This is a genomic window from Mycobacterium sp. 852014-52144_SCH5372336 (assembly GCF_001665615.1).
Classification (GTDB): Bacteria; Actinomycetota; Actinomycetes; order Mycobacteriales; family Mycobacteriaceae; genus Mycobacterium; species Mycobacterium neumannii_A.
On record NZ_LZSW01000018.1, the window covers coordinates 1 to 25,055 of the forward strand.

The window sequence follows — 25,055 nt, forward strand, 5'->3', positions numbered from 1 at the left end:
CGCCGACCGACTCAACGCACTCATCACCCAAGCAGCAGCATGAACCCCGAATGTTGCACCAACCACTTGACTTCGAAGCGCGATAGATGTGCGGGTAACCCACGTTCGCCGGGGAGAGATGGTCCCGGCCAGTCATGTCGGTGGCTCTGCCTAGACTGGCGTCGTGCTCATCGGTTCGCACGTCCACGGTGACGACCCCCTGGCCGCGGCGGAAGCTGACGGCGCCGACGTGGTGCAGTTCTTCCTCGGCAACCCGCAGAGCTGGAAGAAACCCAAACCGCGAGACGACGCCGAGACGCTCAAGGCGTCCAGCGTTCCGCTCTACGTCCACGCGCCGTACCTGATCAACGTCGCGTCGGCCAACAACCGGGTGCGTATCCCGTCGCGCAAGATCCTGCAGGACACCTGCGACGCGGCGGCGGAGATCAACGCTACGGCGGTCATCGTGCACGGCGGTCACGCCGACGACAAAGACTGGGAAGCCGGTTTCGAACGCTGGGTCAAGGCGCTGGATTACCTCGAGACCGATGTGCCCGTCTACCTGGAGAACACCGCGGGCGGCGACCACGCGATGGCCCGCCACTTCGACGTCATCGCCCGGTTGTGGGACCACATCGGCGATAAGGGAATCGGCTTCTGCCTGGACACCTGCCACGCGTGGGCCGCGGGGGAGAAGCTGATCGACGCCGTCGACCGGATCAAAGCCATCACCGGACGCATCGATTTGGTGCACTGCAACGACTCGCGCGATGCGGCCGGGTCGGGCGCCGACCGGCACGCCAACTTCGGCACCGGCCAGATCGATCCGCAGTTGCTGGTCGCGGTGGTGCAGGCCGCCGGCGCACCCGTCATCTGCGAAACCGCAGACGAGGGTCGCAAAGACGACATCGCCTTCCTGCGCGAGCACATCACGACCTGATAACCGAACCGCAGTCGAACGCGCGGCAACTGCGGGGTGAACTAGATTCAACTAAGTGTCTGCGGTCGACGAGTCGTCAGTTGCGTCGCAGCGCGCCCCCGAGACAGCCCAGACGCGGGACCGCCGGCTCAAGTACGTGCGCAGGATCGCCGTCGCGATATGGGCTGCGGTCATCGTGTACCGCACAGTCACCGAGGGTTTCGCCTTCAACCGTGAGCTGGTGCTGCTCTACATCGCCACCGGCCTGCTGGCTGCGAGCATCGGTCAGGTCCGCCGCATGCTCTATGTCATTCGCGACTGGCTTCCGTTCGCGCTGATCCTGCTCGCCTACGACCTGAGCAGGGGCGCCGCGGACATGATCGGGCGACCGACGCTGTGGGATTGGCCCGTCGAGGCCGATCGCTGGCTTTTCTTCGGCACCGTGCCGACGGTGTGGCTTCAGGAGCAGCTCAAGCAGGGACAACCACCGTGGTGGGAAGTCGTCCTGAGCTGCGTCTACATGTCGTTTTTCATCCTGCCGTACGTGGTGGCCGGGGCGCTGTGGCTGCGTGATCGCGCGGAGTGGAAGGCGTTTGTGCGCCTGTTCGTCGGTTTGAACTTCGCGGGCTTGGCCATCTACGCGCTGGTTCCGGCAGCGCCGCCGTGGGCCGCGGCCCGCTGCACCCCTGCCGACGTCGAGGGCGGACCGGCGTACGCGCCCTGCATGTTCCGCTCGGCGCGAGGAGTGCCCGACGGCGGTGTGCTCGGGGCGATGCAATCCAGTCAGGACGGGGCGAATCCGTGGATCGAGCGGATTGTCGGACGCGGCTGGGGCAACCTGAACATGCATACCGCCAGCGCGCTGCTCGATGCCGGCCAGGCCAGTGTCAACCTGGTGGCGGCGATACCGTCCCTGCACGCCGGCATGACGGCAGCGGTCGCGGCCTTCCTGTGGCATCGCGTACACGGAGCGTGGCGTCCAGTGCTCGCGGCTTATGTGCTCCTGATGGCTTTCACGCTGGTATACACCGCCGAGCACTACGTCATCGACATCCTGCTCGGCTGGGCGCTGGCCGCCGCGGTCATCGTCGTCCTCCACCGTTACGGGAAGTGGCGACGAGCGAGGGCGTCGCGCGCTGTGGAGCGCTCCGTCGAGATGGTTCCGTTCTACGAGCGACCGGACGCCCCCGAGCCCTCGGCCGAGCCGGAGCCCGCGGCTGCGCCGGAGCCCGTGGCGAAGCCGGAGCCTGTAATGAAACCAGAGCGGCTCCGCCGAGACGTCGTCGCCGAACTCGACAGCCGCTGACCCATCCGCCGCGGCTAGAGAGGGGAGGCTCAAGCCATGAAAACCGACCTGCTGCTCACCTCTGTGGGCGTTCTCGGTGTCATCGTCGCCGCGCTGTCGGCGAAGATGCGCCGGCTGCCGGTCTCCGAACCTCTGCTGGGGCTCGCGGCGGGAGCGCTGATCGGCTCACAGCTGCTCGACGTGTTCCACACGGCGCCACTGACCACTGAGCATTCGCTGCTTCACGAGGTGAGCCGGGTGCTGCTTGCGGTGTCGGTGATGGCGGTGGCCCTGCGGTATCCGTTCGCCGACGTGAGGCGCTGCTGGCGTCCCGTGACAGTCCTGGTACTGGTGGCGATGCCGGTGATGGCGGTGGTGACCGCCGCGTTGGGCTGGCTCTTTCTGTCTATACCGGTCGCGACGGCGGCGTTGCTCGGTGCTGCGGTATGTCCTACCGACCCGGTGCTGGCCTCGAGCGTGGTAACCGGTGAGGACGCCGAACGAGACATCCCAGCCCGCAACCGCCAGTTGCTGTCCCTGGAGTCCGGTGCCAACGACGGGTTGGCGTTACCGCTCGTGTTGGCGGCTATTGCGCTGGCGGGAGGGACGGGGATCGGCGCGGCGGTTCTCGAGTCACTGTGGCAAGTCTTCGGCGCGGTCGCGATCGGCACGGCGTTGGGCTGGGCCGGCGGAAAGGCGCTCAAATTGGGCGACGAACACGGTGCCGCCGACCCGGCGCCGGCATTGTTCTTCACCGTCGTGTTGGCTCTCGGCATTCTTGGGGTTGGGGGACTTCTGCAGACGGACGGCATTCTCGCGGTCTTCGTCGGTGGGCTCGTCTTCAATGCGGTGGGCACCGGCAGAGAGCGGGCGGCGGAGGTGTCGATCGACGAGGCGGTCAACCGGTTCGCCGTGCTGCCGCTGTTCGTACTATTCGGGGCGACGCTACCGTGGCAGTCCTGGCTCGACCTGGGCTGGCGCGGGGTCGCCCTGGCGCTGGCCGTTCTGCTGCTGCGACGCATTCCCATCCTGCTGGTGCTGGGCCGTCCGCTGGGACTGAAGATTCGGGACTCGCTCTACCTGGGCTGGTTCGGCCCGGTCGGCGTGTCGGCGCTGTTCTATCTCACGCTGGAGGCCGACCGCATGGGTGTCGACGAGACGGTGCTGGCTGCCGGGTCGCTCGTGCTGGTGGTCAGCACGGTCGCCTTCGGGTTGAGCGGGGCGGGCGGGCGCAAACTCTATGCCGGGTCGGCAGAGTCCTCGCCTCGTCAGGACCAGCCCTCGGCGTGACCACCCGCTATTACGACTATTGTGCAGCTGTTCGTAGAAGTGTAATAGTGGTCTCATGCCAGATACGCATGTCGTCACCAACCAGGTCCCCCCGCTGGAGGACTACAACCCGGCGACCTCGCCCGTTCTCACCGAGGCGCTGATCCGCGAGGGCGGCGAATGGGGCCTCGACGAGGTCACTGAGTTGGGTGCGCTGTCGGGCTCGAGGCAGGCGCAGCGCTGGGGCGAGCTGGCCGACCGCAACCAGCCGATTCTGCGTACTCACGACCGCTACGGCCATCGCGTCGACGAGGTCGAATACGATCCCGCCTACCACTCGCTGATGAGCGTGGCCATCAAGCACGGCTTGCACGCCGCACCGTGGGCCGACGACCGGCCCGGAGCACACGTCGTGCGCGCCGCCAAGACCTCGGTGTGGACGCCCGAACCCGGTCACATCTGCCCGATTTCGATGACCTACGCCGTGGTGCCTGCACTGCGCCACAACCCCGAACTGGCGGCGGTGTACGAACCGCTGCTGGTCAGTCGCGAGTACGACCCCGATCTCAAGGTGCCCACCACCAAGGCCGGTATCACCGCAGGCATGTCGATGACCGAGAAGCAGGGCGGCTCCGATGTGCGGGCCGGCACCACCGAGGCGACCCCCAACGGCGACGGCAGCTACTTGCTGCGCGGGCACAAGTGGTTCACCTCGGCGCCGATGTGCGACATCTTCCTGGTGCTCGCCCAAGCGCCCGGCGGGCTCTCGTGTTTCCTGTTGCCGCGAGTTCTGCCCGACGGCAGCCGCAACCGGATGTTTCTTCAACGGCTCAAAGACAAGCTCGGCAACCACGCCAACGCGTCGTCGGAGGTGGAATACGACGGCGCGGTCGCCTGGCTCGTCGGCGAAGAGGGCCGCGGCGTGCCGACCATCATCGAGATGGTCAACCTGACACGTTTGGACTGCACGCTCGGCAGCGCGACAAGCATGCGCAACGGGCTGGCCCGCGCGATCCATCACACCCAGCACCGAAAGGCGTTCGGCGAGTATCTGATTGATCAGCCGCTGATGCGCAATGTGCTGGCCGACCTCGCGGTCGAGGCTGAGGCGGCCACGGTCCTGGCGATGCGCATGGCCGGCGCGACCGATGCCGCGGTGCGCGGCGACACCCGCGAGACTCTGCTGCGGCGCATCGGCCTGGCGGCCGGCAAGTACTGGGTGTGCAAACGCGCCACCCCGCACGCGGCCGAGGCGATGGAGTGCCTGGGCGGCAACGGTTATGTCGAGGAGTCGGGCATGCCGCGGCTGTACCGGGAAGCGCCGCTGATGGGCATCTGGGAGGGGTCTGGCAACGTCAGCGCGCTGGATACGTTGCGCGCCATGGCGACTCGCCCGGAGTGCATCGACGTGCTGTTCGACGAACTTGGTCGGACCGCGGGTGCGGATGCGCGACTCGATGCCCACGTCGAGGCCTTACGGCCGGCCCTGGGTGACCTCGAGACCATTCAGTACCGCGCCCGCAAGGTCGCCGAGGACATCAGCCTCGCGCTGCAGGGTTCGCTGTTGGTGCGCCACGGGCATCCCGCCGTCGCGGAGGCGTTCTTGGCCACCCGGATGGGTGGCGCCTGGGGCGGTGCGTTCGGAACCCTGCCCACCGGACTCGATCTCGCGCCGATCATCGAACGTGCTTTGGTCAAGGGATGACCCACGCGATCAGGCCGGTCGACTTCGACGACCTGAAGACGATGACCTACGAGGTCACGGACCGGGTCGCCCGCATCACGTTCAACCGGCCGGAGAAGGGCAACGCGATCGTCGCGGACACACCGCTGGAGTTGTCCGCGCTCGTGGAACGCGCCGACCTCGACCCGAACGTGCACGTGATTCTGGTTTCCGGTCGGGGCGAAGGGTTCTGCGCCGGATTCGATCTTTCCGCCTACGCCGAGGGATCGTCGTCTGCCGGTGGCGGTAGCCCCTACCGCGACACCGTACTGTCGGGCAGGACGCAGGCCGTCAACCACCTGCCGGATCAGCCGTGGGACCCGATGATCGACTACCAGATGATGAGTAGGTTCGTCCGCGGCTTCTCCAGCCTGATGCACTGTGACAAGCCGACGGTGGTCAAGATCCACGGTTACTGTGTCGCCGGCGGCACCGACATCGCGCTGCACGCCGATCAGGTGATCGCCGCTTCAGACGCCAAGATCGGCTACCCGCCGACCCGCGTGTGGGGGGTGCCCGCGGCCGGGATGTGGGCCCACCGGCTCGGCGATCAGCGCGCTAAACGTCTTCTGCTGACCGGGGATTCGATAACGGGTGCGCAGGCCGCCGAATGGGGGTTGGCGGTCGAGGCGCCGTCGCCCGAGGAGCTGGACGCGCGCACCGAACGGTTGGTGGAGCGGATCTCCCGCGTACCGATCAACCAGCTGATCATGGTCAAGCTGGCGATGAACTCCGCGCTGTATTCGCAGGGGACGGCCAACAGCGCGATGGTCTCCACCGTCTTCGACGGCATCGCCCGCCACACACCAGAAGGGCACGCATTCGTCGCGCAGTCACGCGAACACGGCTTCCGGGAAGCGGTCCGGCAGCGCGACGAGCCGTTCGGCGACCACGGCCGCCGGGCTTCGGAAGTCTGATGAAGTCGCTCTCGCGGATGACGGCCCGCTCCGTCGTGCTGAGCGTCCTGTTGGGGGCGCACCCGGCATGGGCGACCGCGAGCGAACTGGTCAAGCTCACAGCAGATTTCGGCATCAGGGAGTCGACGGTGCGGGTCGCGTTGACGCGGATGGTCGGCGCAGGCGATCTGGTTCGTTCCGAGGACGGCTACCGGTTGTCCGACCGCTTGCTGGCGCGGCAACGACGGCAGGACGACGCCATCAACCCCCGGACGCGGCCGTGGCGCGGTGACTGGACCACGGTGGTGATCACCAGCATCGGGTCCGACCCCCGCGCCAGGGCCGGTTTGCGAAGCACCTTGCAGGACGGCCGATTCGCCGAACTGCGCGAGGGGGTGTGGCTGCGACCGGACAACCTGGACACCGCGCTGCCAGCCGAGGTGATGCAACGAGTGCGGCTGTTGGTTTCCCGTGACGCCGAACCCGCCGAGTTGGTATGCCTGCTGTGGGATCTGCCGGCCTGGGCGCGGGAGGGCCAGTCGTTGCTCGACGAGATCGACTCGGCGCCCGAGGTTCCCGACCGGTTCGTCGCTGCGACCGCAATCGTGCGTCACCTGCTCACCGATCCGGTGTTGCCAGAAGAACTGCTGCCCGACGACTGGCCGGGCGCGGCGCTGCGCCAGGCCTACAACGACTTCGCCGCGGAGTTGTCTGCGCGGCGCGACAACACTGGATTGTCGCTCACGCGACGCGACCAATTGATGGAGGCGAGATGACGGGCGGAGTGCGGGTCGAGAAGAACGGCGCCGTGACGACGGTGATCATGAATCGACCCGAGGCGCGCAACGCCGTCAACGGTCCGGCCGCCGCCGGGCTGTACGCCGCTTTCGACGAGTTCGACAAGGACGACTCGGCTTCCGTCGCGGTGTTGTGGGGCGACAACGGAACGTTCTGTGCCGGAGCCGATTTGAAGGCATTCGGAACGCCCGATGCCAACCCGGTACACCGCACCGGCCCCGGTCCGATGGGTCCGAGTCGAATGGTGTTGTCCAAACCGGTGATCGCGGCGGTCAGCGGCTACGCTGTTGCCGGCGGTCTGGAGCTGGCGTTGTGGTGCGATATGCGCGTCGTCGAGGAGGACGCGATCATGGGGGTCTTCTGCCGGCGTTGGGGTGTCCCGCTGATCGACGGTGGGACCGTGCGGTTACCGCGGTTGATCGGCCACAGCCGGGCGATGGACCTCATCCTCACCGGCCGCGCTGTCGACGCGGCCGAGGCCTTGGCGATGGGTTTGGCCAACCGGGTGGTGCCCACCGGTGAAGCGCGACAGCGGGCGGAGCAACTCGCAGCGGAACTGGCCCAGCTGCCGCAGCAGTGCATGCGCGCCGATCGTCTGTCGGCTCTGAGCCAATGGGGCCGCTCGGAGCCCGAGGCGATGGACTTCGAGTTCGGCAGCATGTCGCGCGTCGCCGCCGAATCCCTTCAGGGGGCAGCCCGTTTCGCGGCCGGTGCGGGCAGGCACGGCGCCAACGCCTAGCGCAGCCTGCGGACCGTCGACCCGGCGCGAGCGACCGAAAAGTGCCGCAGATCCGCGGCGTGCCTTGTGCAGACACGGTCTCTCGCGCAGAAGAGAGCGGTTTCAGCCCTTGGTGATCGTGTTGTTGTTGCCGGTGTCGTTGATCTTCGGATCACCGTCTTTGTAGGTCACCGTGTTGTTGAGGCCGACGACGCTGATCTCCTTGTCGACCCGCTCGAAGCTGACTTTGTTGTCGGCGCCGCCGATGTTCACATTCGCACAGGTGCCCTTCACCGTGAGGGTGTTGTTCGACCCGCCGATGTTGAGCGATTTGCCGTCGGCGCAGTCGATGTCGGCGGTCGTGCCGAATGAGCCGTAGTTGATCGTGTTGCCGACCTCGACCTGGGCGCCGGACGTGCCCGCCGTCGCGGTGGGGGTGTTGGTGTCTGAGCTTTCGGATCCGCAGCCGGTGAACAGAAACGCGGCGGCGGCCGCACCGATGAGGGGATAGACGATGGAGGTGGCTCGCATGCTCATGCGGGTACCCGGTTGATGCGGTTGGTCATTCCCAGTTCACGTCCGCGGTCCAAGACGATCGGGTTGCCGTTCTTGTACAACACGGTCTGGTCCCACCCGTAGACCGTGATGTCGTTGATCACGTTGTCGGCGACGACGACATTGCCGTTGCCCTGCATCGTCACCGCCCAGCAGGTGCCCAGCGTGGTGATCTGATTGTTCGCGCCGTTGACGAGCAGCGTGGAGTTGGCGCAGTCGATCGTCTCGACGACACCGATACCGGTGATGGTGGTGTCGGTTCCCTGATGGCGACCGACGACGCTGTTGTCGGCACACTCCCGCGCCAACGGGTTGCAGACCACCGGTTCCGCCTGCGCCACGGGAGCGGCAAGGATCAGCGGGAACACCACGGCGGATGCCGTCAGTGACCGAGTCACAGCTGTCCACATCATGGAGGAAGCGTACGTCGCGACCGGCGAGATCCACAGACGTTCACCCGAGTCGCTATTAACGGTCGCGCTGGGTAGCGTGAGCGGCGATGCGTTGGCGGTTTCCGATTGCTGTCGCGGCGGTCGTGGTGATGGTGACGGTGGCGGGGTGTGCTGAGACCGTCAACGGAACCGCGCAGCGAGCCACGCCGGCCGTACCGGATCCCGAACGGAACTACGGTTACGTCGACGACCGCTGCGCCCTGCTCGACGACGACACCGTCCAGGAGATCCTGGGCGCCGACAGTGTCGTGCGGCCCTACAGCGGAGCGGTCTGCCAGTACGTGGCGTTCCGCGGCGACGTGACGATCGACGCGACGTTCTCCTGGTTCCAGACTGGAAACCTCGATCGCGAACGCGCGTTGGCCACCGAGCGCGGCGCGAAGATCACCGAGACCGTCGTGGAACGCCATCCGGCGTTCGTCGCGCGCCGCGACATCACGGGCGCGGCGTGCTCGGTCACCGCCGCAGCGGGCAGCGGGGTGCTGAGTTGGTGGGTGCAGTTTCGCGATCAGCGCGCCGGCGATCCGTGCCAGGAAGCGCAGGATCTCCTCTCGGCCACCCTGAAGTCGGAGATGTGACCCGTGCCCGCCCGCTGGACTCGCCGACTCGTCGCGCTCGCCGCCTGCGCCGCCGTGCTGACGGCCTGCGGATCGTCCGATGACGCGCCGGCCTCTCCGGCGCCTGCGAACCCGGACGGCGGATTCCGCAGCGTGGACTGCAACGGCATCACCGACGCCGACATCGCGGCGGCCGCCGGGACGGACGGGTTCACCAAGACGGTCGTCAGCGACGCGGGCTGCTTCTGGCAGGAGAACACCATGTTCGGCACCGTCGGCGCGGGGATGGGCATTTCGACCTGGTGGTACCGCGGCAGCGATATGGACACCGAGCGGTCGCTGGAACAACAGGCCGGTCGCACCTTGACCGAACTCTCCGTCGACGGCAACAAAGGGTTCAAGGCGTTCGACGGAAATGCGTGCAGCTTCTATGTCGCCAAGGGCGGCGACGTCATCACCTGGTCCATCCAGACCATGAACCCCGCGACGCTGCCCGATCTGTGCTCGATCACCGAACAACTCGCCGAGCTCAGTCAGGAGCGCGTCAACTGACTGCGAGGGAACTAGAGGTGTTAGTTTTCTCCGGGTATCAACTTGGACAGATGAGACGGCAGGGGGCGAAGCGCGCATGGCACAGCCCCCGAGCACGTCCACCAGGAAAGCCCCCCGGCTCAGTCGCGAGACGATCGTCAACGCCGCGCTGACCTTCCTGGATCGCGAAGGCTGGGATGCGCTGACCATCAACGCGCTCGCCACCCAGCTCGGCACCAAGGGCCCATCGCTCTACAACCATGTCAACAGCCTCGAGGACCTGCGCAGAACAGTGCGGATGCGCGTCGTCGGCGACCTCATCGGCATGCTCACCAACGTCGCGGAGGGCCGCACCCGCGACGATGCGGTGACCGCGATGGCCAGTGCTTACCGCAGCTATGCACATCACCATCCGGGACGGTATTCGGCCTTCACCAGGATGCCGCTCGGTGGCGACGACCCGGAGTTCACCGAAGCCACCCGGGCGGCCGCCGCACCCGTCATCGCGGTCCTGGGCTCCTACGGTCTCGAGGGTGAGAACGCGTTCTATGCGGCGTTGGAATTCTGGTCGGCGATGCACGGTTTCGTCCTGCTGGAGATGACCGGGGCGATGGACGGTATCGACACCGACGCGGTGTACAGCGATATGGTGATGCGATTGGCCTCCGGAATGGAGCGTCGTTAACCACATACGCCACAGGCATCCGGAGAATGTCATCTGACCTGCGGTTAGGGCACGATCGACGGGTTTGGAGCGCTGCCCCTGTCCTGGTATTGTGGACGATCGTGCCTGGCAGATAAGGCGCTTCGCGGGCCCGTGTACGAAAAGGACCTGCTAAGCGTGCCTGCACGCCGGGCCAATTCGCATGTCGCCATGCTCCGAGAATTGAGGCAATGCCTTCGAATTGCTTCGGACGGGCGCGTGCGACACACCCGGTCGCGGGGTACGTGCCCGGGGCAAAAGCGCAGTACACAGACTTGACCAGAACTTAAGAAGCAGCAACACAGAAAGCCGGTAGATGCCAACCATCCAGCAGCTGGTCCGCAAGGGTCGCCACGACAAGCCCGCCAAGGCGAAGACCGCGGCCCTCAAGGGCAGCCCGCAGCGCCGCGGAGTGTGCACCCGCGTGTACACGACCACCCCGAAGAAGCCGAACTCGGCGCTTCGGAAGGTCGCGCGCGTCAAGCTGACCAGCGCGGTTGAGGTCACCGCCTACATCCCGGGCGAGGGCCACAACCTGCAGGAGCACTCGATGGTGTTGGTGCGCGGCGGCCGCGTGAAGGACCTGCCCGGCGTGCGCTACAAGATCATTCGCGGCTCTCTGGACACCCAGGGCGTGAAGAACCGCAAGCAGGCGCGCAGCCGCTACGGCGCCAAGAAGGAGAAGAGCTGATGCCGCGCAAGGGACCGGCGCCCAAGCGTCCGTTGGTCAACGACCCGGTGTACGGGTCGCAGCTGGTGACTCAGCTGGTCAACAAGGTTCTGATGGACGGGAAGAAATCGTTGGCCGAGCGCATTGTTTATGGTGCGCTCGAACAGGCCCGCGACAAGACCGGCACCGATCCGGTGGTCACCCTCAAGCGCGCTCTGGACAACGTCAAGCCGGCACTCGAGGTTCGCAGCCGTCGCGTCGGCGGCGCCACCTACCAGGTTCCCGTGGAGGTGCGTCCGGACCGCTCGGTCACGCTGGCACTTCGTTGGCTGGTCAGCTTCTCCAAGGCCCGTCGCGAGAAGACGATGATCGAGCGTCTGGCGAACGAGATCCTCGACGCCAGCAATGGTCTGGGTGCCGCCGTCAAGCGGCGTGAGGACACCCACAAGATGGCCGAGGCAAACCGCGCGTTCGCGCACTACCGCTGGTGATGTGACGCCCCGGAGTCGCGGGCGCGACATGGCACAGAGCGGTGTCGCCGGGGCGAAATGACAACAGCAACTACCAAGCGAAAGAGAAGACTTCTGTGGCACAGAAGGACGTGCTTACCGACCTGAACAAGGTCCGCAACATCGGCATCATGGCGCACATCGATGCTGGTAAGACCACGACGACCGAACGCATCCTGTACTACACCGGTGTCAACTACAAGATCGGTGAGACGCACGACGGCGCTTCGACCACCGACTGGATGGAGCAGGAGCAGGAGCGCGGAATCACCATCACCTCCGCGGCTGTCACCTGTTTCTGGAATGACAACCAGATCAACATCATCGACACCCCGGGCCACGTCGACTTCACCGTCGAGGTGGAGCGCAGCCTGCGTGTGCTCGACGGCGCCGTCGCGGTGTTCGACGGTAAAGAGGGCGTGGAGCCGCAGTCCGAGCAGGTGTGGCGCCAGGCCGACAAGTACGACGTGCCGCGCATCTGCTTCGTCAACAAGATGGACAAGCTGGGCGCGGACTTCTACTTCACCGTGCGCACCATCGAGGAGCGCCTCGGCGCCACGCCGCTGGTGATTCAGCTGCCGATCGGCGCGGAGAACGACTTCATCGGCGTGGTCGACCTGGTCGAGATGCGCGCCAAGGTGTGGCGCGGCGAGACCGCCCTCGGGGAGAAGTACGAGGTCGAGGACATCCCCGCCGACTTGGCCGAGAAGGCCGAGGAGTACCGCACCAAGCTGCTCGAGGCGATCGCCGAGACCGACGAGGAGCTGCTGGACAAGTACGTCGGCGGCGAGGAGATCTCGGTCGACGAGATCAAGGCCGCGATCCGCAAGCTGACCGTCAACTCGGAGCTGTACCCGGTGCTGTGCGGCAGCGCGTTCAAGAACAAGGGTGTGCAGCCCATGCTCGACGCGGTCATCGACTACCTGCCGTCGCCGCTGGACGTCGAGTCCGTGCAGGGTCACGTGCCCGGCAAAGAAGACGAGGCCATCAGCCGCAAGCCGTCGACCGACGAGCCGTTCTCGGCGCTCGCGTTCAAGATCGCGGTGCACCCGTTCTTCGGCAAGCTGACCTACGTTCGCGTCTACTCCGGCACCGTCGAGTCCGGTTCGCAGGTCATCAACTCCACCAAGGGCAAGAAGGAGCGGCTGGGCAAGCTGTTTCAGATGCACGCCAACAAGGAGAACCCTGTTGAACGGGCCTCCGCGGGGCACATCTACGCGGTGATCGGTCTCAAGGACACCACCACCGGTGACACGCTGTCGGACGCCAACGAGCAGATTGTGCTCGAGTCGATGACGTTCCCGGACCCGGTCATCGAGGTGGCCATCGAGCCCAAGACCAAGAGCGACCAGGAGAAGCTCGGTACGGCGATCCAGAAGCTGGCCGAAGAGGACCCGACGTTCAAGGTCCACCTGGACCAGGAGACCGGCCAGACCGTCATCGGCGGGATGGGCGAGCTTCACCTCGACATCCTCGTCGACCGGATGAAGCGTGAGTTCAAGGTCGAGGCCAACGTCGGTAAGCCGCAGGTGGCCTACCGCGAGACCATCAAGCGCAAGGTCGAGAAGGTCGAGTTCACCCACAAGAAGCAGACGGGTGGTTCTGGCCAGTTCGCCAAGGTCATCATCGACCTCGAGCCGTTCACCGGCGAGGACGGGGCGACCTACGAGTTCGAGAACAAGGTCACCGGCGGCCGTATCCCTCGTGAGTACATCCCGTCGGTCGACGCCGGCGCCCAGGACGCCATGCAGTACGGCGTGCTGGCCGGCTACCCGCTGGTCAACCTCAAGGTCACGCTGCTCGACGGCGCCTACCACGAGGTGGACTCGTCGGAAATGGCCTTCAAGGTCGCAGGTTCGCAGGTGCTGAAGAAAGCGGCACAGGCTGCGCAGCCGGTGATCCTCGAGCCGATCATGGCGGTCGAAGTGACCACACCCGAGGACTACATGGGTGAAGTGATCGGTGACCTGAACTCCCGCCGTGGTCAGATCCAGGCCATGGAGGAGCGATCGGGTGCCCGCGTCGTCAAGGCGCTGGTACCGCTGTCGGAGATGTTCGGCTACGTCGGCGACCTTCGGTCGAAGACCCAGGGCCGGGCTAACTACTCCATGGTGTTCGACTCGTACGCCGAAGTTCCGGCGGCCGTGTCGAAGGAGATCATCGCGAAGGCGACCGGGCAGTAACCCCGGTTGGTTCGCGGCGAGAAACAACTGCAAAGATCAACACTGCTTTAGACAAGCACTAACAGTCCAGGAGGACCACACAGTGGCGAAGGCGAAGTTCGAGCGGACGAAGCCGCACGTCAACATCGGGACCATCGGTCACGTTGACCACGGCAAGACGACGCTGACCGCAGCAATCACCAAGGTGCTGCACGACAAGTTCCCGGAGTTGAACGAGTCGCGCGCATTCGACCAGATCGACAATGCGCCTGAGGAGCGTCAGCGCGGCATCACGATCAACATCTCCCACGTGGAGTACCAGACCGACAAGCGCCACTACGCGCACGTCGATGCCCCCGGTCACGCCGACTACATCAAGAACATGATCACCGGTGCCGCCCAGATGGACGGCGCGATCCTGGTGGTTGCGGCGACCGACGGCCCGATGCCGCAGACGCGTGAGCACGTGCTGCTCGCCCGTCAGGTCGGCGTGCCCTACATCCTGGTCGCGTTGAACAAGGCTGACGCGGTCGACGACGAGGAGCTCATCGAGCTCGTCGAGATGGAGGTCCGCGAACTGCTGGCCGCCCAGGACTTCGACGAGGAGGCCCCCGTCATCCGCGTGTCGGCGCTCAAGGCGCTCGAGGGCGACGAGAAGTGGGTCAAGTCGGTCGAGGAGCTCATGGAGGCCGTCGACGAGTCGATCCCGGACCCTGTCCGCGAGACCGACAAGCCGTTCCTGATGCCCGTCGAGGACGTCTTCACCATCACCGGCCGCGGCACCGTGGTCACCGGTCGCGTCGAGCGTGGCGTGATCAACGTCAACGAGGAAGTCGAGATCGTCGGCATCCGCCCCGACACCACCAAGACCACGGTCACCGGTGTCGAGATGTTCCGCAAGCTGCTCGACCAGGGCCAGGCCGGCGACAACGTCGGTCTGCTGCTGCGCGGCATCAAGCGTGAGGACGTCGAGCGCGGTCAGGTCGTCGTGAAGCCCGGCACCACCACGCCGCACACCGAGTTCGAGGGCCAGGTCTACATCCTGTCCAAGGACGAGGGCGGCCGGCACACGCCGTTCTTCAACAACTACCGTCCGCAGTTCTACTTCCGCACCACGGACGTGACCGGCGTCGTGACGCTGCCGGAGGGCACCGAGATGGTGATGCCCGGCGACAACACCGACATCTCGGTCAAGCTGATCCAGCCCGTCGCCATGGACGAGGGTCTGCGCTTCGCGATTCGCGAGGGCGGTCGTACCGTCGGTGCCGGCCGGGTCACCAAGATCGTCAAGTGATCTGAAGCCAGTCGCAAAGCGGCGCTCACCTTTCCGGTGGGCGCCGCTTTCGTTTGTGTGCTTCGCGAGACGTACAAGGGGGCTGCGATTCTTCGACGATCGCGACCCTTGTGTACGTCTCGCGAATGTGGGGAGTAACGGCGGCGGACGCGGCGACGATGTACTTCGCGTATGCCCTGGTCGGGGTGAAGAAGGGTAAGGGTTCATGTTCGGTCGTCTCACCACGCTCGTCAGCGCCGCCGCGATCGCGGGCGCCGCATTCGCAGGGCTTTCCACGGCTTCGGCTCAAGCCGCACCCGGGTGCCCCGATGTGCACTGGTTCGGCGCCGCGGGGTCCGGACAGCGTGACGGCGACCTGAGCTCGAATGCCGGAATGGGCGACGACATCTACCAGTCCTACCTCGACGTGCAGCAGCTGGTGACCGCCGACGGGCGGACGATGACGGCCGAGGCCGTCGCATACCCGGCGATCGCGGTGCCCGACGACGACGGCGGCGTCGGCGAGTGGCTCGGCTTCATGGGCAGCGTCGACACCGGCGCAGCCGCTCTCGAGTCGCAGTACACGGCGTTCATCCAGCGTTGCCCGGAGTCGAAGGTGGTGCTCGCCGGCTATTCGCAGGGCGCGATGGTGGTGCACCGCAATCTGCACGCCGCCGGGACGAACCCGAACGTGGTGGCCGCGTTGCTGATCGCCGACGGTGACCGCCTGCCCGCCGACCCGACCATCAACATCGGCTCGGTTACCAGCGTGCCCGGCGCAGGCAAGGGAGTCGCGCAGGACTGGCCGATTCTCGCCCACGCACCCAAGCCGCTTCCGCCGGCCATCGGCGCACGCACAATCAGCGTGTGTGAGCTCGGCGACGCGGTATGCGACTACGACCCCGACGCCGACGCCGTGTCGAAGGTCGCGACCCTCATCCACACCAGCTATACGAAGTCTTCCGGTGGATACCGCTGGACTCAGCCGCTGTACCAACTCATCGGCCCCGGCCCTGTCACACCTGATGCGCCCGAGGCCCTTCCGGTCATCCCGCTGGCCGCGGCGACACCGATGGCTGCGACGGCGCCGAGCGCGTAACCGATCGTCGGGCGGTCCACAGCACGACCGCGCCTGCGGCCAGGAGTAGCACTCCGAGCACGGCAAGTACGACGTCGATTGCACGTGCCGCTGGTATTCCGTTGCGCTGCAACATCTCCAGTACGGTCGACGACGCCGCGACACCGACACCGGCCAGCGATACCAATACCGTCAGCGTGACCCCGGCGGCCTCTCCGGCCCGTTCGGGACGCACCACCGCCTGCGTCGCGACAGTCGTGAACGCATAGACCAGTCCGAGAGTCAGACCGCACGCGCTGAGCGCGAGCAGATAGAGCGTCCACCCGCGGGATCCGGCGAGCGCGCAGAGGCTCAGGGCGGCGACGACCGTCGTCGCACCCATCACCAATAGTGGTGCGCGACGGGTGGCGAGCCTGCCGGCGAGCACGCCGCCGACGGCGGCACCCGCCGACGGGCCGAGGAAAACCAGCCCGGCGGTCAACGGGCCCAGTCCACGAACGTCCTGCAGGGACACGGTCGACAGGAAAATGGTCACCGCGTACGCGATGTTCGCGACCGCGCCGGCCATCACCAGAATCGCGAATCTCGCGTTGCGGACCAGCGACAGATCGACCAGCGGCCACCGGACTCTGTTCTCGACGACGACGAAGGCGGCCAGCGCAAGCAGTGATCCGGAGAACGCGATCAGCGTCGTCACCGACAGCCACCCCCAGCCGGGTGCGCGGTCAAAGGTCAAGGTGAACAATCCGATTCCGGTGCTGATGAGAGCCAGCCCGGCCACGTCGATGCGTCGTGGCGCCGATTCATCGAAAGACTCGGTGATGACACGGGCCCCGATCGCGAGCGACACCAGGGTCAGAGGCAGGTTGAGCCAGAAGATCCACCGCCAGCCGATGGTAGCGGTGAACAGCCCGCCGATAAGTGGGCCTGCCGCGTTCCCCAAAGCCGCTATGCCATAGGCCAATCCGATCGCGTGGCTGGCCTTGCCGCTCTGGTAGGCGTTGGTCAGCACGCTGACGGACACAGGGAAGATCAAGGCTGCGCCGATCCCTTGCGCCACCCGGAAGGCAATCAGCACGCCCGCAGACGGCGCCAGCGCACAGGCCACCGAAGCCGCCCCGAACAACGCGACGCCCGTCAGCAGCGCCCTTCGTCGGCCGAAGATGTCGCCGATACGGCCCGCGGGCACCATGAAGGCGCCCAGAGCGAGCATGTACACGCTGATGATCCACTGCAGGTCCGATGTGCTGGTGCCGAACTCGTCGGCCATCCGGGGAAGGGCGAGATTCATCGCGAAGTAGTCGATCTGCACACAGAACAGTGCCATCGCGACGGCCGTCAGGGTCCACCGCGACCGGGTGTCTGCTCCCGACGGCATCGCCCGACGATACGGCTCCCAGGCGGTCGATTGGCGTTAATCTGACACGCAGGCCGCGGACGACGGGAGCGTGACAGGCGATGTTGTGGCGTTACATCAAGGTCCAAGCCTTCGTGCTGCTGTGCGGGATCGTCGGGCCGATCTTCCTGGTGATCTACTTCGCCACGGGCAGCGACCCGATGCTGAAGTGGATGTTCTGGACGGGCTTGCTGATCACCGCCGCCGACGTGCTGATCGCGCTGGCGATCACCGCCGGGGGAGTCCGATCGGCCGCCAGGACCGCCGAACTCGAGCAGACGGGAGTGCTGGCACTCGCCCAAGTCACCGGTATTCACGAAACCGGAACGCGGATCAACGAACAACCGTTGGTGAAGTTGGACCTACAGATCGCCGGGCCCGGCATCGTGCCGTTCGCCAGCCAGGATCGGGTGATCGCCTCGATCGCGAGGCTGCCGATGATCACCAACCGGAAACTGGTCGCGCTGGTCGACCCGATGACGAGCGAGTATCAGATCGATTGGGAGCGAAGCGGCTTGGTCAGCGGGATGATGCCCGCCACTTTCACCATCGCCGAGGACAACCGGACATACGACCTGACGGGTCAAGCCGAGCCGCTGATGGAGATTCTGCAAATTCTCAAGGCCAACAACATCGGTCTCAACAACATGATCGATCTACGATCGAATCCCGCTGCGCGCCAACAGGTTCAGGAAGTGGTGCGCCGGGCAGCCGCTCACCAGGCGCCGGCCGCCGCGGCGCCGCCACCTGCCGCCGCACGGTCAGCGGCGGACTCCATCGCGCCCCCTCAACCGTCGACCGCGCAGCGCTTGCAGGAACTCGAGACACTGCGCGCGATGGGGTCGATCTCCGAGGACGAGTACTCGGCGAAGCGCCAGCAGATAATCGCCGACCTCTAGCCTCGGCCCGAAGTCACGCGGGCTTCTAGAACACGTTTCAGTTCGGCTGTTAGCCTGTCGGAGGGCTCTCACCTCCGGCGAGCGACCGCGAATGTCCGCGCCGGGGCGGCGTGTCGCGGACAGACACGGTCGCTCGCATGGGGCGGGTCCTGGAAGGAGCAGCGGTGACGGCGATCAACCGACCACTGGAAGGCCGAGTGGCCTTCATCACCGGGGCCGCACGCGGCCAGGGCCGGGCGCACGCGGTCCGTCTGGCCGGCGAAGGCGCCGACATCATCGCGATCGACATCTGCGCCCCGATATCGGAGTCCATCACCTACCCGATGGGGACCTCCGAAGAACTGGCCGAGACGGTGCGCGCGGTGGAGGCGACAGGCCGCAAAGTGCTCGCCCGCGAGGTCGACATTCGGGACCTGGCCGCGCTGCAGCAGGTCGTGGCCGACGGCGTCGAACAGTTCGGCAGGCTCGACATCCTGGTCGCCAACGCGGGTGTGCTCAGCTGGGGCCGCATCTGGGAGATGTCGGAAGAGCAGTGGGACACCGTCATCGACGTCAATCTGAACGGGACGTGGCGCACCATCCGGGCGACGCTGCCCGCGATGATCGCGGCGGGTAACGGCGGATCGGTCATCATCGTCAGTTCGTCGGCCGGGCTGAAGGCGACCCCGGGCAACGCGCATTACGCGGCGTCCAAGCACGGTCTGACCGCGCTCACCAACTCGTTGGCGATCGAGGCCGGCGAGTTCGGAATCCGGGTGAACTCGATCCATCCGTACTCCATCGAGACGCCGATGGTCGAGAAGGACGCGATGATGGCGATCTTCGCCAAGCATCCGAGCTATCTGCACAGCTTCGCGCCGATGCCGTACCACCCGCTCGACGAGGAGAACAAGGGTCTTCAGGGCTTCATGGAACCCGAGGAAGTGGCCGACGTCGTCGCGTGGCTCGCCGGTGACGGATCGAAAACGCTTTCCGGCAGCCAGATCGCCGTCGACCGCGGCGCGATGAAGCACTGAAGCTAGTTCGCTAGAACGGCCGCGAACTGGTCGACGGCCCAGTCGATCTCGTCGTCGGTGATCACCAGTGGAGGAGCGAACCGCAGGGTCGAACCATGGGTGTCCTTGACGAGGACGCCGTGGCACGCCAAGCGTACGCTGACATCTTTGGCCGTACCCGAGCCCGGATCGATGTCGACGCCGGCCCACAGACCCTTGCCGCGGACCGCGGTGACACCCCGGCCGATCAACTGCTGCAATCTCTGGTGCATGTGCGCGCCGAGTTCCGCTGAGCGGCACTGGAACTGGCCACGCTGCAACATCGCCACCACCGTGGAGCCGATCGCGGCGGCCAGCGGATTTCCACCGAACGTGGAGCCGTGCTCGCCGGGATGCAGTACACCGAGAATGCCGGAGTCGGCCACCACCGCCGACAATGGCAGCACGCCTCCGCCGAGCGCCTTTCCGAGTAGGTAGACGTCGGGAACCACGCCCCAGTGCTCACAGGCGAACGTCTTTCCGGTGCGGGCCAGGCCGGACTGGATCTCGTCGACGATCAGCAGGACGTTGCGCTGTGAGCACAGCGACCGCAGGCGCGGCAGGAAGTCGTCGGGCGGAACGATGATTCCCGCCTCACCCTGGATCGGTTCGATCAGCACGGCGACGGTGTTGTCGTCGATCGCATCGGTGAAGGCATCGGCGTCACCGAACGGCACGGCGCGGAATCCGGGGGTGTAGGGGCCGAAGCCGCGCCGGGCCGTCTCGTCGTCGGAGAAGCTGACGATGGTGGTGGTCCGTCCATGGAAGTTGTTGTGCGCTACCACAATATTTGCCGCATTGGCGGGCACGCCCTTGACGTCGGTGCCCCATTTGCGGGCCACCTTGATCCCACTCTCGACCGCTTCGGCACCGCTGTTCATCGGCAGCACCATGTTCTTGCCGCAGATCTCGGCCAGGGCCGCACAGAAGGGCGCGAGCCGGTCGGAGTGGAACGCGCGGCTGACCAATGTCACGGTGTCCAGTTGCGCGTGTGCGACCGCGGTGATCTCCGGATTGCGGTGGCCGAAGTTGACCGCCGAGTATGCGGCCAGGCAGTCCAGGTAGCGACGGCCCTGAACATCGGTGATCCACGCGCCCTCGGCGCTGGCGGCCACCACCGGTAGCGGGTCGTAGTTATGCGCCACACAGTGGTCGTCGATCGGGATCGCGGCACCCGTCGCTTCCAACGTGGTCACGAATGCACCTCCAACGTGCAGCATTTGATCGATCCGCCGCCCTTGAGCAGTTCGGAGAGGTCGACGCCGACGGGGTTGAACCCGGCGTCGCGCAGTTGGGCGGCAAAGCCGGTCGCCGCGGTCGGCAGCACGACGTTGCGCCCGTCGGACACCACGTTGAGGCCGAAGGCGTAGGCGTCGGAACTGGTCACCTCGATCGCGTCGGGGAACAGCGTTCGCAGGCTTACCCGCGAGGCGTTGCTGAACGCGGGCGGGTAGTACGCCACCGTGGTGTCGTCGAGCACCGCGAGGGCGGTATCGAGGTGGTAGAACCGAGGATCGACCAACTCGAAGCTGTACGTCGGTCGCCCGACCAACTGCGCGATCTCGCCGTGTGCACGTCGATCCGTCCGAAATCCGTATCCGGCCAACAGGATCGAACCGGCGACGAGAAGGTCGCCCTGACCTTCGTTGGTGTGGCGCGTCTGTACGGGTTCGTATCCATGGCGGACCATCCAATCGCCGTACGCAACCGCCTCGCCAGCGCGCTGCGGGTAGGCGAAGTTCGCGACCACCGCTGTAGCGCCGACCACCAGGCCGCCGTTGGCGGCGTACACCATGTCGGGCAGTCCGGAGACCGGCTCGACGAGGTCGACGACGTGCCCGAGTTCTCGGTACGTGCGCCTCAACGTCTCCCACTGGGTGAGGGCCAGCGCGGTGTCGACGGGCGTCTCGATGTCCATCCACGGGTTGATCGAGTACTCGACAGCGAAGTGTGTCGGCGCGGTCATGACGTAGTGGCGCGCTCGGGCTTCACGCCTGCGGTGGCGACCCGACCGCGAAGGCGTCGCGACACTGAAAGATGTCATGAATCAACGGTAGAGACGGTTTCTGCTGCAATCCATTGTTGTTCATTGCGTGTCTAGTAGTGATTTGTTGTGTACAGTCACGCCAAACGGCGTTTTATTGTGCGGAGGTGACCGTGGACCGCCTCGACGCGACCGACGAGCAGATCCTCGCGGCGCTGACCGATGACGCCCGCGCGACCTACGCCGAGATCGGGGAGCAGGTCAACCTGTCCGCGCCCGCGGTCAAACGCCGCGTCGACCGCATGCTCGACAACGGCGTCATCCGCGGCTTCACGACCGTTGTCGACCGGGCCGCCCTGGGCTGGACCACCGAGGCGTACGTGCAGGTCTTCCGTCACGGAACCATTGCCCCAGAACAATTGCGGGCGGCGTGGATCGACATCCCCGAAGTCATCAGCGCAGCCACCGTCACCGGCACCGCCGACGCGATCCTGCACATCGTGGCGCGCGACATGCGCCACCTCGAAGAAGCGTTGGAGCGCATCCGTTCGGCCGCCCACGTCGAGCGCAGCGAGAGCGTCGTCGTGTTGACCAACGTCATCGACCGCGATCGCGGCTGAGCGCCATTGCCCGGGGTGGCGGACCAAAGGCAGTAGGGATCGTGTAAGAAACTGCCCATGACCACATCAGCGGGCATCGTCATCGTCGGCGGCGGACTCGCGGCCGCCCGCACCGCCGAACAGTTGCGCCGGTCGGAATACAGCGGTCCGGTCACGATCGTCAGCGACGAGGACCATCTGCCCTACGATCGGCCTCCGCTGTCGAAGGAGGTGCTGCGCTCCGAGACCGACGACGTCAGCCTCAAGCCCGCGGAGTTCTACGAGGAGAACGACATCACCGTGCTGCTGGGCAACGGCGCGCGGTCCGTCGACACGGCCACCCAGACGTTGACGCTCGCCGACGGCACCGAACTGCCCTACGACGAACTCATCATCGCTACGGGCCTGGTGCCCAAGCGCATTCCGTCCTTCCCCGACCTCGCGGGGATCCACGTGCTGCGCAACTACGACGAGAGCGTGGCCCTCCGGCAGGAGGCCGGTTCGGCTCGTCGCGCCGTCGTCGTCGGAGCCGGGTTCATCGGCTGCGAGGTGGCGGCGAGCCTACGCAAGCTCGGCGTCGAGGTCGCGTTGGTGGAGCCGCAACCGGCGCCCCTGGCGTCGGTACTCGGCGAGCAGATCGGTGAGTTGGTGGCCCGGGTGCACCGCGCCGAGGGTGTCGACGTCCGCTGCGGCGTCGGCGTTTCGGAAGTGCGGGGCTCGGATCGCGTCGAGACGGTGGTGCTCAGCGACGGCACCGAACTCGAAGCGGATCTGGTGGTCGTCGGCATCGGATCGCGCCCGTCGACCGACTGGCTCGAAGGCAGCGGCCTCAAGCTCGACAACGGGGTGGTCTGCGACGACCACGGCCGCGCCAGCGCGCCGCATGTCTGGGCCATCGGTGACGTTGCGTCATGGCGACACAACCTCGGTCACCAAGTGCGCGTTGAGCATTGGAGCAACGTCGCCGACCAAGCGCGCGTCCTGGTGCCGGCGATGCTGGGGCAGGAGCCGCCGACCGCGGTCTCGGTGCCGTACTTCTGGAGCGACCAGTACGACGTCAAGATCCAATGCCTCGGCGAACCGGAAGCCGAAGACGTCGTCCACGTCGTCGAGGACGACGGTCGCAAGTTCCTCGCCTACTACGAGCGTGACGGCGTCGTGGCCGGAGTCGTCGGCGGTGGCATGCCGGGCAAGGTGATGAAGGTGCGCGCCAAGATCGCGGCGCGCGCACCCATCGCCGACCTCCTCGGCTGACCGGCCCTAGAGCTCGCCGAGGTAGAAGCGGGTGCTTTGGTCGTCGGTGCACAGCGCGGACTTCCCGTAGGACTGCTGCGACGGCTCGTCGATGACGGTGCCACCCGCCTCCCGCACGCGCGCCACCGCGGCATCGATGTCGTCGACCGTCCACATCGGCACGGTCACCGCATCGGTGGTGCCGCCTGCGACGCCGGACATCGGATGCGTCTCGCGCACCCCCCAGCCATCGTCGACGCGCCCCGGCTCGAATGTCCAGAACAGCACCCTGCTGTAGAACGCCTTGAACGCCGCGGAGTCCGGCACCTGATAGGTGATGTATGAAAGTTCCCCCGGCCCAGTGCCGTTGAGGGCTGGACGCGGTGTGCCCGGCGCCGGCCGGAAGACCGCGAACGCCATCCCGCTGGGGTCGGTGGCGTCGAGAACGGTCCCGAAGTCGAGTTCCTGGGTCCGGCCCACCGTGCCGCCGCCGTCGATGATCGACTGCCGCGCACCGTCGAGGTCGGTGACCGCGTAGCAGCAGAGCATGCCCTGCGGCCTGTCGACGCTGAAGATGCCGATCCGCTGGTCGGTGTTGGTCACCTGCTGGGTCACGGGGTCATAGGTCCAGCCGAGCACATGACCGTAGAACCGCGCCGCCGCCTCGGCATCTGGCACCCACACCGACACGTAGCCGACGTCACCGTGCTGGATCGGCACGGCCGCAGCCGTCACGGGCCCGGTGAGCATCCAGCGGTGACCGAACGGATCGACGATCGCTGCGCTGCGCGCGCCGTAGTTCTCGTACGGCTCGCGCTGCACCTCGGCGCCGTGCCTGCGAGCCCGTTCGAGCACCGCGTCCGTATCGGCGACACGCAGCATCAAGCTCACTGAAACAGACTGCCGTGCAGGAGCTCTCAGCCCGATCTCGGGATACTCGTCGGCCAGGTAGAGCGCGCCGTCGCCGATCGCCAACTCGGCATGGCCGATGCGGCCGTCATCCATCTCGAAGGGTTCACCGACCACCGTGGCGTCGAATGTGTCGACGTACCACGCGATCGCATCGCGAGCATTGCGGACCGTCAGGTATGGAAGTGCCGCCGACCGGGGGACCGTCGGCGCGACGGTCGGCTCGGACAGTTCGGCGATGGCGGTATCGGTTCCACTCATGACGACCTCCTCGGTTCGATTCGGTAGAGAAAGCGCCGACTCCAGTCGGGCGCGGAGCCCGGCGGCGAAAGCCGGGTCGGGGGCGACCGGAAGTTCGCCGCCGCGCAGCACGGCCAGCGGATCGTGGCTGTTGTTCACGACTGCCTCCCTTCCGGTTCCGGGTAGTGAGCGCGAAACGCCTTGCGGGCCCGCACCAGAAGCGCCTCTGTCGCGTGCACCGTGCGGCCGATGAGCTCGGCGCACTCGGGCACCGAGCAGTCGTCCATGTAGCGCAGTGCCAGAACCGTGCGGTGCTGCTCGGGCAGCTTGGCGAGCACACTCTCGGCGACGATGCGGTCGAGTTCGGCGTCCCAGTCGTCGGGCGGCTCGACGGGTTCGGGCAGCTCGGCGACCGGCGTGGTGAACCGGTCGTGGCGGCGCCGGTAGTGGTCGGCCAACTTGTGGCGCGCCACCCCGAGCAACCACGGCACGGTGATCGTTGGCGGAGCGGCTTTTCTCGCGGCGTCCATCGCCGCCAGAAAGGTTTCCGACGTCAGGTCTTCGGCGGTTCCACGGTCACCACAACGTCGGACGAAGTATCCGTACACCACCGGTAAGGATTCGTCGTACAGCGCGAGCAGCTCCCGTGGAGCGTCGGTGCCATTCGGTTCGGCGCTCACACCC

26 protein-coding genes are annotated in these 25,055 nt (G+C 66.3%); 19 read left to right on the forward strand and 7 right to left on the reverse strand.

Features of this window, described 5'->3' with window-relative positions; all coding sequences use genetic code 11:
- Window positions 1-163 precede the first annotated feature (163 nt).
- Genes A5759_RS02425 through A5759_RS02455 form a run of 7 tightly spaced genes read left to right on the forward strand, consistent with a single transcriptional unit; the run spans window position 164 to window position 7,608 of the window.
- Complete coding sequence (locus A5759_RS02425; RefSeq protein ID WP_068193358.1) at window positions 164-919, forward strand: deoxyribonuclease IV; 756 nt, start codon at window positions 164-166, stop codon at window positions 917-919.
- 55 nt (window positions 920-974) lie between these two features.
- Window positions 975-2,204 (forward strand): phosphatase PAP2 family protein, encoded by a 1,230-nt coding sequence (locus tag A5759_RS02430; protein ID WP_082961932.1) that lies wholly within the window; start codon window positions 975-977, stop codon window positions 2,202-2,204.
- A gap of 36 nt (window positions 2,205-2,240) precedes the next feature.
- On the forward strand, window positions 2,241-3,473 hold the full coding sequence (locus A5759_RS02435) for a sodium:proton antiporter (protein ID WP_068193360.1): 1,233 nt from the start codon (window positions 2,241-2,243) through the stop codon (window positions 3,471-3,473).
- Window positions 3,474-3,528: 55 nt separating this feature from the next.
- Entirely contained in the window at window positions 3,529-5,157 is a 1,629-nt protein-coding gene (locus A5759_RS02440) for an acyl-CoA dehydrogenase family protein (RefSeq protein WP_068193362.1), read from the forward strand.
- Window positions 5,154-6,092 carry a crotonase/enoyl-CoA hydratase family protein gene (locus A5759_RS02445; RefSeq protein ID WP_068193364.1) on the forward strand — a complete coding sequence of 313 codons (939 nt, stop codon included), beginning with the start codon at window positions 5,154-5,156 and terminating at the stop codon, window positions 6,090-6,092. Before A5759_RS02440 ends, A5759_RS02445 begins: the two co-directional genes overlap by 4 nt.
- Window positions 6,092-6,847 (forward strand): PaaX family transcriptional regulator C-terminal domain-containing protein, encoded by a 756-nt coding sequence (locus A5759_RS02450; protein WP_068193366.1) that lies wholly within the window; start codon window positions 6,092-6,094, stop codon window positions 6,845-6,847. The genes A5759_RS02445 and A5759_RS02450 overlap by 1 nt, the downstream gene beginning before the upstream one ends.
- On the forward strand, window positions 6,844-7,608 hold the full coding sequence (locus tag A5759_RS02455; protein WP_068193370.1) for a crotonase/enoyl-CoA hydratase family protein: 765 nt from the start codon (window positions 6,844-6,846) through the stop codon (window positions 7,606-7,608). The genes A5759_RS02450 and A5759_RS02455 overlap by 4 nt, the downstream gene beginning before the upstream one ends.
- A 102-nt stretch (window positions 7,609-7,710) precedes the next feature.
- Here the strand turns inward: A5759_RS02455 and A5759_RS02460 are convergent, their stop codons facing one another.
- Window positions 7,711-8,118, reverse strand: a complete 408-nt coding sequence (locus A5759_RS02460; protein ID WP_068193372.1) for a DUF3060 domain-containing protein — start codon at window positions 8,116-8,118, stop codon at window positions 7,711-7,713.
- 2 nt (window positions 8,119-8,120) lie between these two features.
- Window positions 8,121-8,555, reverse strand: coding sequence for a DUF3060 domain-containing protein (locus A5759_RS02465; RefSeq protein ID WP_066849557.1), 435 nt, complete (start codon window positions 8,553-8,555; stop codon window positions 8,121-8,123).
- An 86-nt stretch (window positions 8,556-8,641) separates the two neighbouring features.
- Here A5759_RS02465 and A5759_RS02470 point away from each other — a divergent pair, with 86 nt between their 5' ends.
- The 8 genes from A5759_RS02470 (at window position 8,642) to A5759_RS02505 (ending at window position 16,098) form a co-directional block, all read left to right on the forward strand.
- Window positions 8,642-9,172: a DUF3558 domain-containing protein gene (locus tag A5759_RS02470; RefSeq protein WP_197505932.1), complete on the forward strand. Its 531-nt coding sequence runs from the start codon at window positions 8,642-8,644 to the stop codon at window positions 9,170-9,172.
- 3 nt (window positions 9,173-9,175) lie between these two features.
- Window positions 9,176-9,703: a DUF3558 family protein gene (locus A5759_RS02475; protein WP_068193375.1), complete on the forward strand. Its 528-nt coding sequence runs from the start codon at window positions 9,176-9,178 to the stop codon at window positions 9,701-9,703.
- A 76-nt stretch (window positions 9,704-9,779) separates the two neighbouring features.
- Complete coding sequence (locus A5759_RS02480; protein ID WP_064427262.1) at window positions 9,780-10,367, forward strand: TetR/AcrR family transcriptional regulator; 588 nt, start codon at window positions 9,780-9,782, stop codon at window positions 10,365-10,367.
- 334 nt (window positions 10,368-10,701) lie between these two features.
- The gene (rpsL, locus tag A5759_RS02485; protein WP_064345572.1) at window positions 10,702-11,076 is read left to right on the forward strand and encodes a 30S ribosomal protein S12; all 375 of its coding nucleotides are present in this window, start codon (window positions 10,702-10,704) and stop codon (window positions 11,074-11,076) included.
- On the forward strand, window positions 11,076-11,546 hold the full coding sequence (rpsG, locus tag A5759_RS02490) for a 30S ribosomal protein S7 (protein ID WP_064400139.1): 471 nt from the start codon (window positions 11,076-11,078) through the stop codon (window positions 11,544-11,546). Before rpsL ends, rpsG begins: the two co-directional genes overlap by 1 nt.
- Window positions 11,547-11,641: 95 nt before the next feature.
- Complete coding sequence (fusA, locus tag A5759_RS02495) at window positions 11,642-13,747, forward strand: elongation factor G (RefSeq protein WP_082961933.1); 2,106 nt, start codon at window positions 11,642-11,644, stop codon at window positions 13,745-13,747.
- A gap of 82 nt (window positions 13,748-13,829) precedes the next feature.
- Window positions 13,830-15,020, forward strand: coding sequence for an elongation factor Tu (gene tuf, locus A5759_RS02500; protein ID WP_064400138.1), 1,191 nt, complete (start codon window positions 13,830-13,832; stop codon window positions 15,018-15,020).
- Window positions 15,021-15,225: 205 nt separating this feature from the next.
- Window positions 15,226-16,098: a cutinase family protein gene (locus tag A5759_RS02505; protein ID WP_068193378.1), complete on the forward strand. Its 873-nt coding sequence runs from the start codon at window positions 15,226-15,228 to the stop codon at window positions 16,096-16,098.
- Here A5759_RS02505 and A5759_RS02510 read toward each other — a convergent pair.
- Window positions 16,046-17,455, reverse strand: coding sequence for an MFS transporter (locus A5759_RS02510; protein ID WP_068193381.1), 1,410 nt, complete (start codon window positions 17,453-17,455; stop codon window positions 16,046-16,048). The two genes, A5759_RS02505 and A5759_RS02510, sit on opposite strands and share 53 nt — an antisense overlap.
- 80 nt (window positions 17,456-17,535) lie before the next feature.
- On the opposite strand from A5759_RS02510, the gene A5759_RS02515 reads away from it, so the two are divergent.
- Entirely contained in the window at window positions 17,536-18,372 is an 837-nt protein-coding gene (locus A5759_RS02515) for an SHOCT domain-containing protein (protein WP_068193383.1), read from the forward strand.
- Window positions 18,373-18,509: 137 nt separating this feature from the next.
- Window positions 18,510-19,388 carry a mycofactocin-coupled SDR family oxidoreductase gene (locus tag A5759_RS02520; protein WP_068193386.1) on the forward strand — a complete coding sequence of 293 codons (879 nt, stop codon included), beginning with the start codon at window positions 18,510-18,512 and terminating at the stop codon, window positions 19,386-19,388.
- A gap of 2 nt (window positions 19,389-19,390) precedes the next feature.
- Here A5759_RS02520 and rocD read toward each other — a convergent pair whose 3' ends face one another.
- Both rocD and ddaH read right to left on the reverse strand, forming a co-directional pair.
- On the reverse strand, window positions 19,391-20,626 hold the full coding sequence (gene rocD / locus A5759_RS02525; protein WP_082961934.1) for an ornithine--oxo-acid transaminase: 1,236 nt from the start codon (window positions 20,624-20,626) through the stop codon (window positions 19,391-19,393).
- Entirely contained in the window at window positions 20,599-21,450 is an 852-nt protein-coding gene (gene ddaH / locus A5759_RS02530) for a dimethylargininase (protein WP_068193393.1), read from the reverse strand. Before ddaH ends, rocD begins: the two co-directional genes overlap by 28 nt.
- Window positions 21,451-21,563: 113 nt before the next feature.
- Between ddaH and A5759_RS02535 the strand changes: the two genes are divergently transcribed.
- A complete protein-coding gene (locus tag A5759_RS02535) occupies window positions 21,564-22,010 on the forward strand; it encodes an Lrp/AsnC family transcriptional regulator (protein WP_068193895.1) in 447 nt (148 codons plus the stop codon).
- A gap of 57 nt (window positions 22,011-22,067) precedes the next feature.
- Window positions 22,068-23,243, forward strand: coding sequence for an NAD(P)/FAD-dependent oxidoreductase (locus A5759_RS02540; RefSeq protein WP_068193397.1), 1,176 nt, complete (start codon window positions 22,068-22,070; stop codon window positions 23,241-23,243).
- A 6-nt stretch (window positions 23,244-23,249) separates the two neighbouring features.
- Here the strand turns inward: A5759_RS02540 and A5759_RS02545 are convergent, their stop codons facing one another.
- A complete protein-coding gene (locus tag A5759_RS02545) occupies window positions 23,250-24,530 on the reverse strand; it encodes a VOC family protein (protein WP_068193401.1) in 1,281 nt (426 codons plus the stop codon).
- On the reverse strand, window positions 24,527-25,051 hold the full coding sequence (locus A5759_RS02550) for an RNA polymerase sigma factor (RefSeq protein WP_068193898.1): 525 nt from the start codon (window positions 25,049-25,051) through the stop codon (window positions 24,527-24,529). The genes A5759_RS02545 and A5759_RS02550 overlap by 4 nt, the downstream gene beginning before the upstream one ends.
- Between the last annotated feature and the right edge of the window lie 4 nt (window positions 25,052-25,055).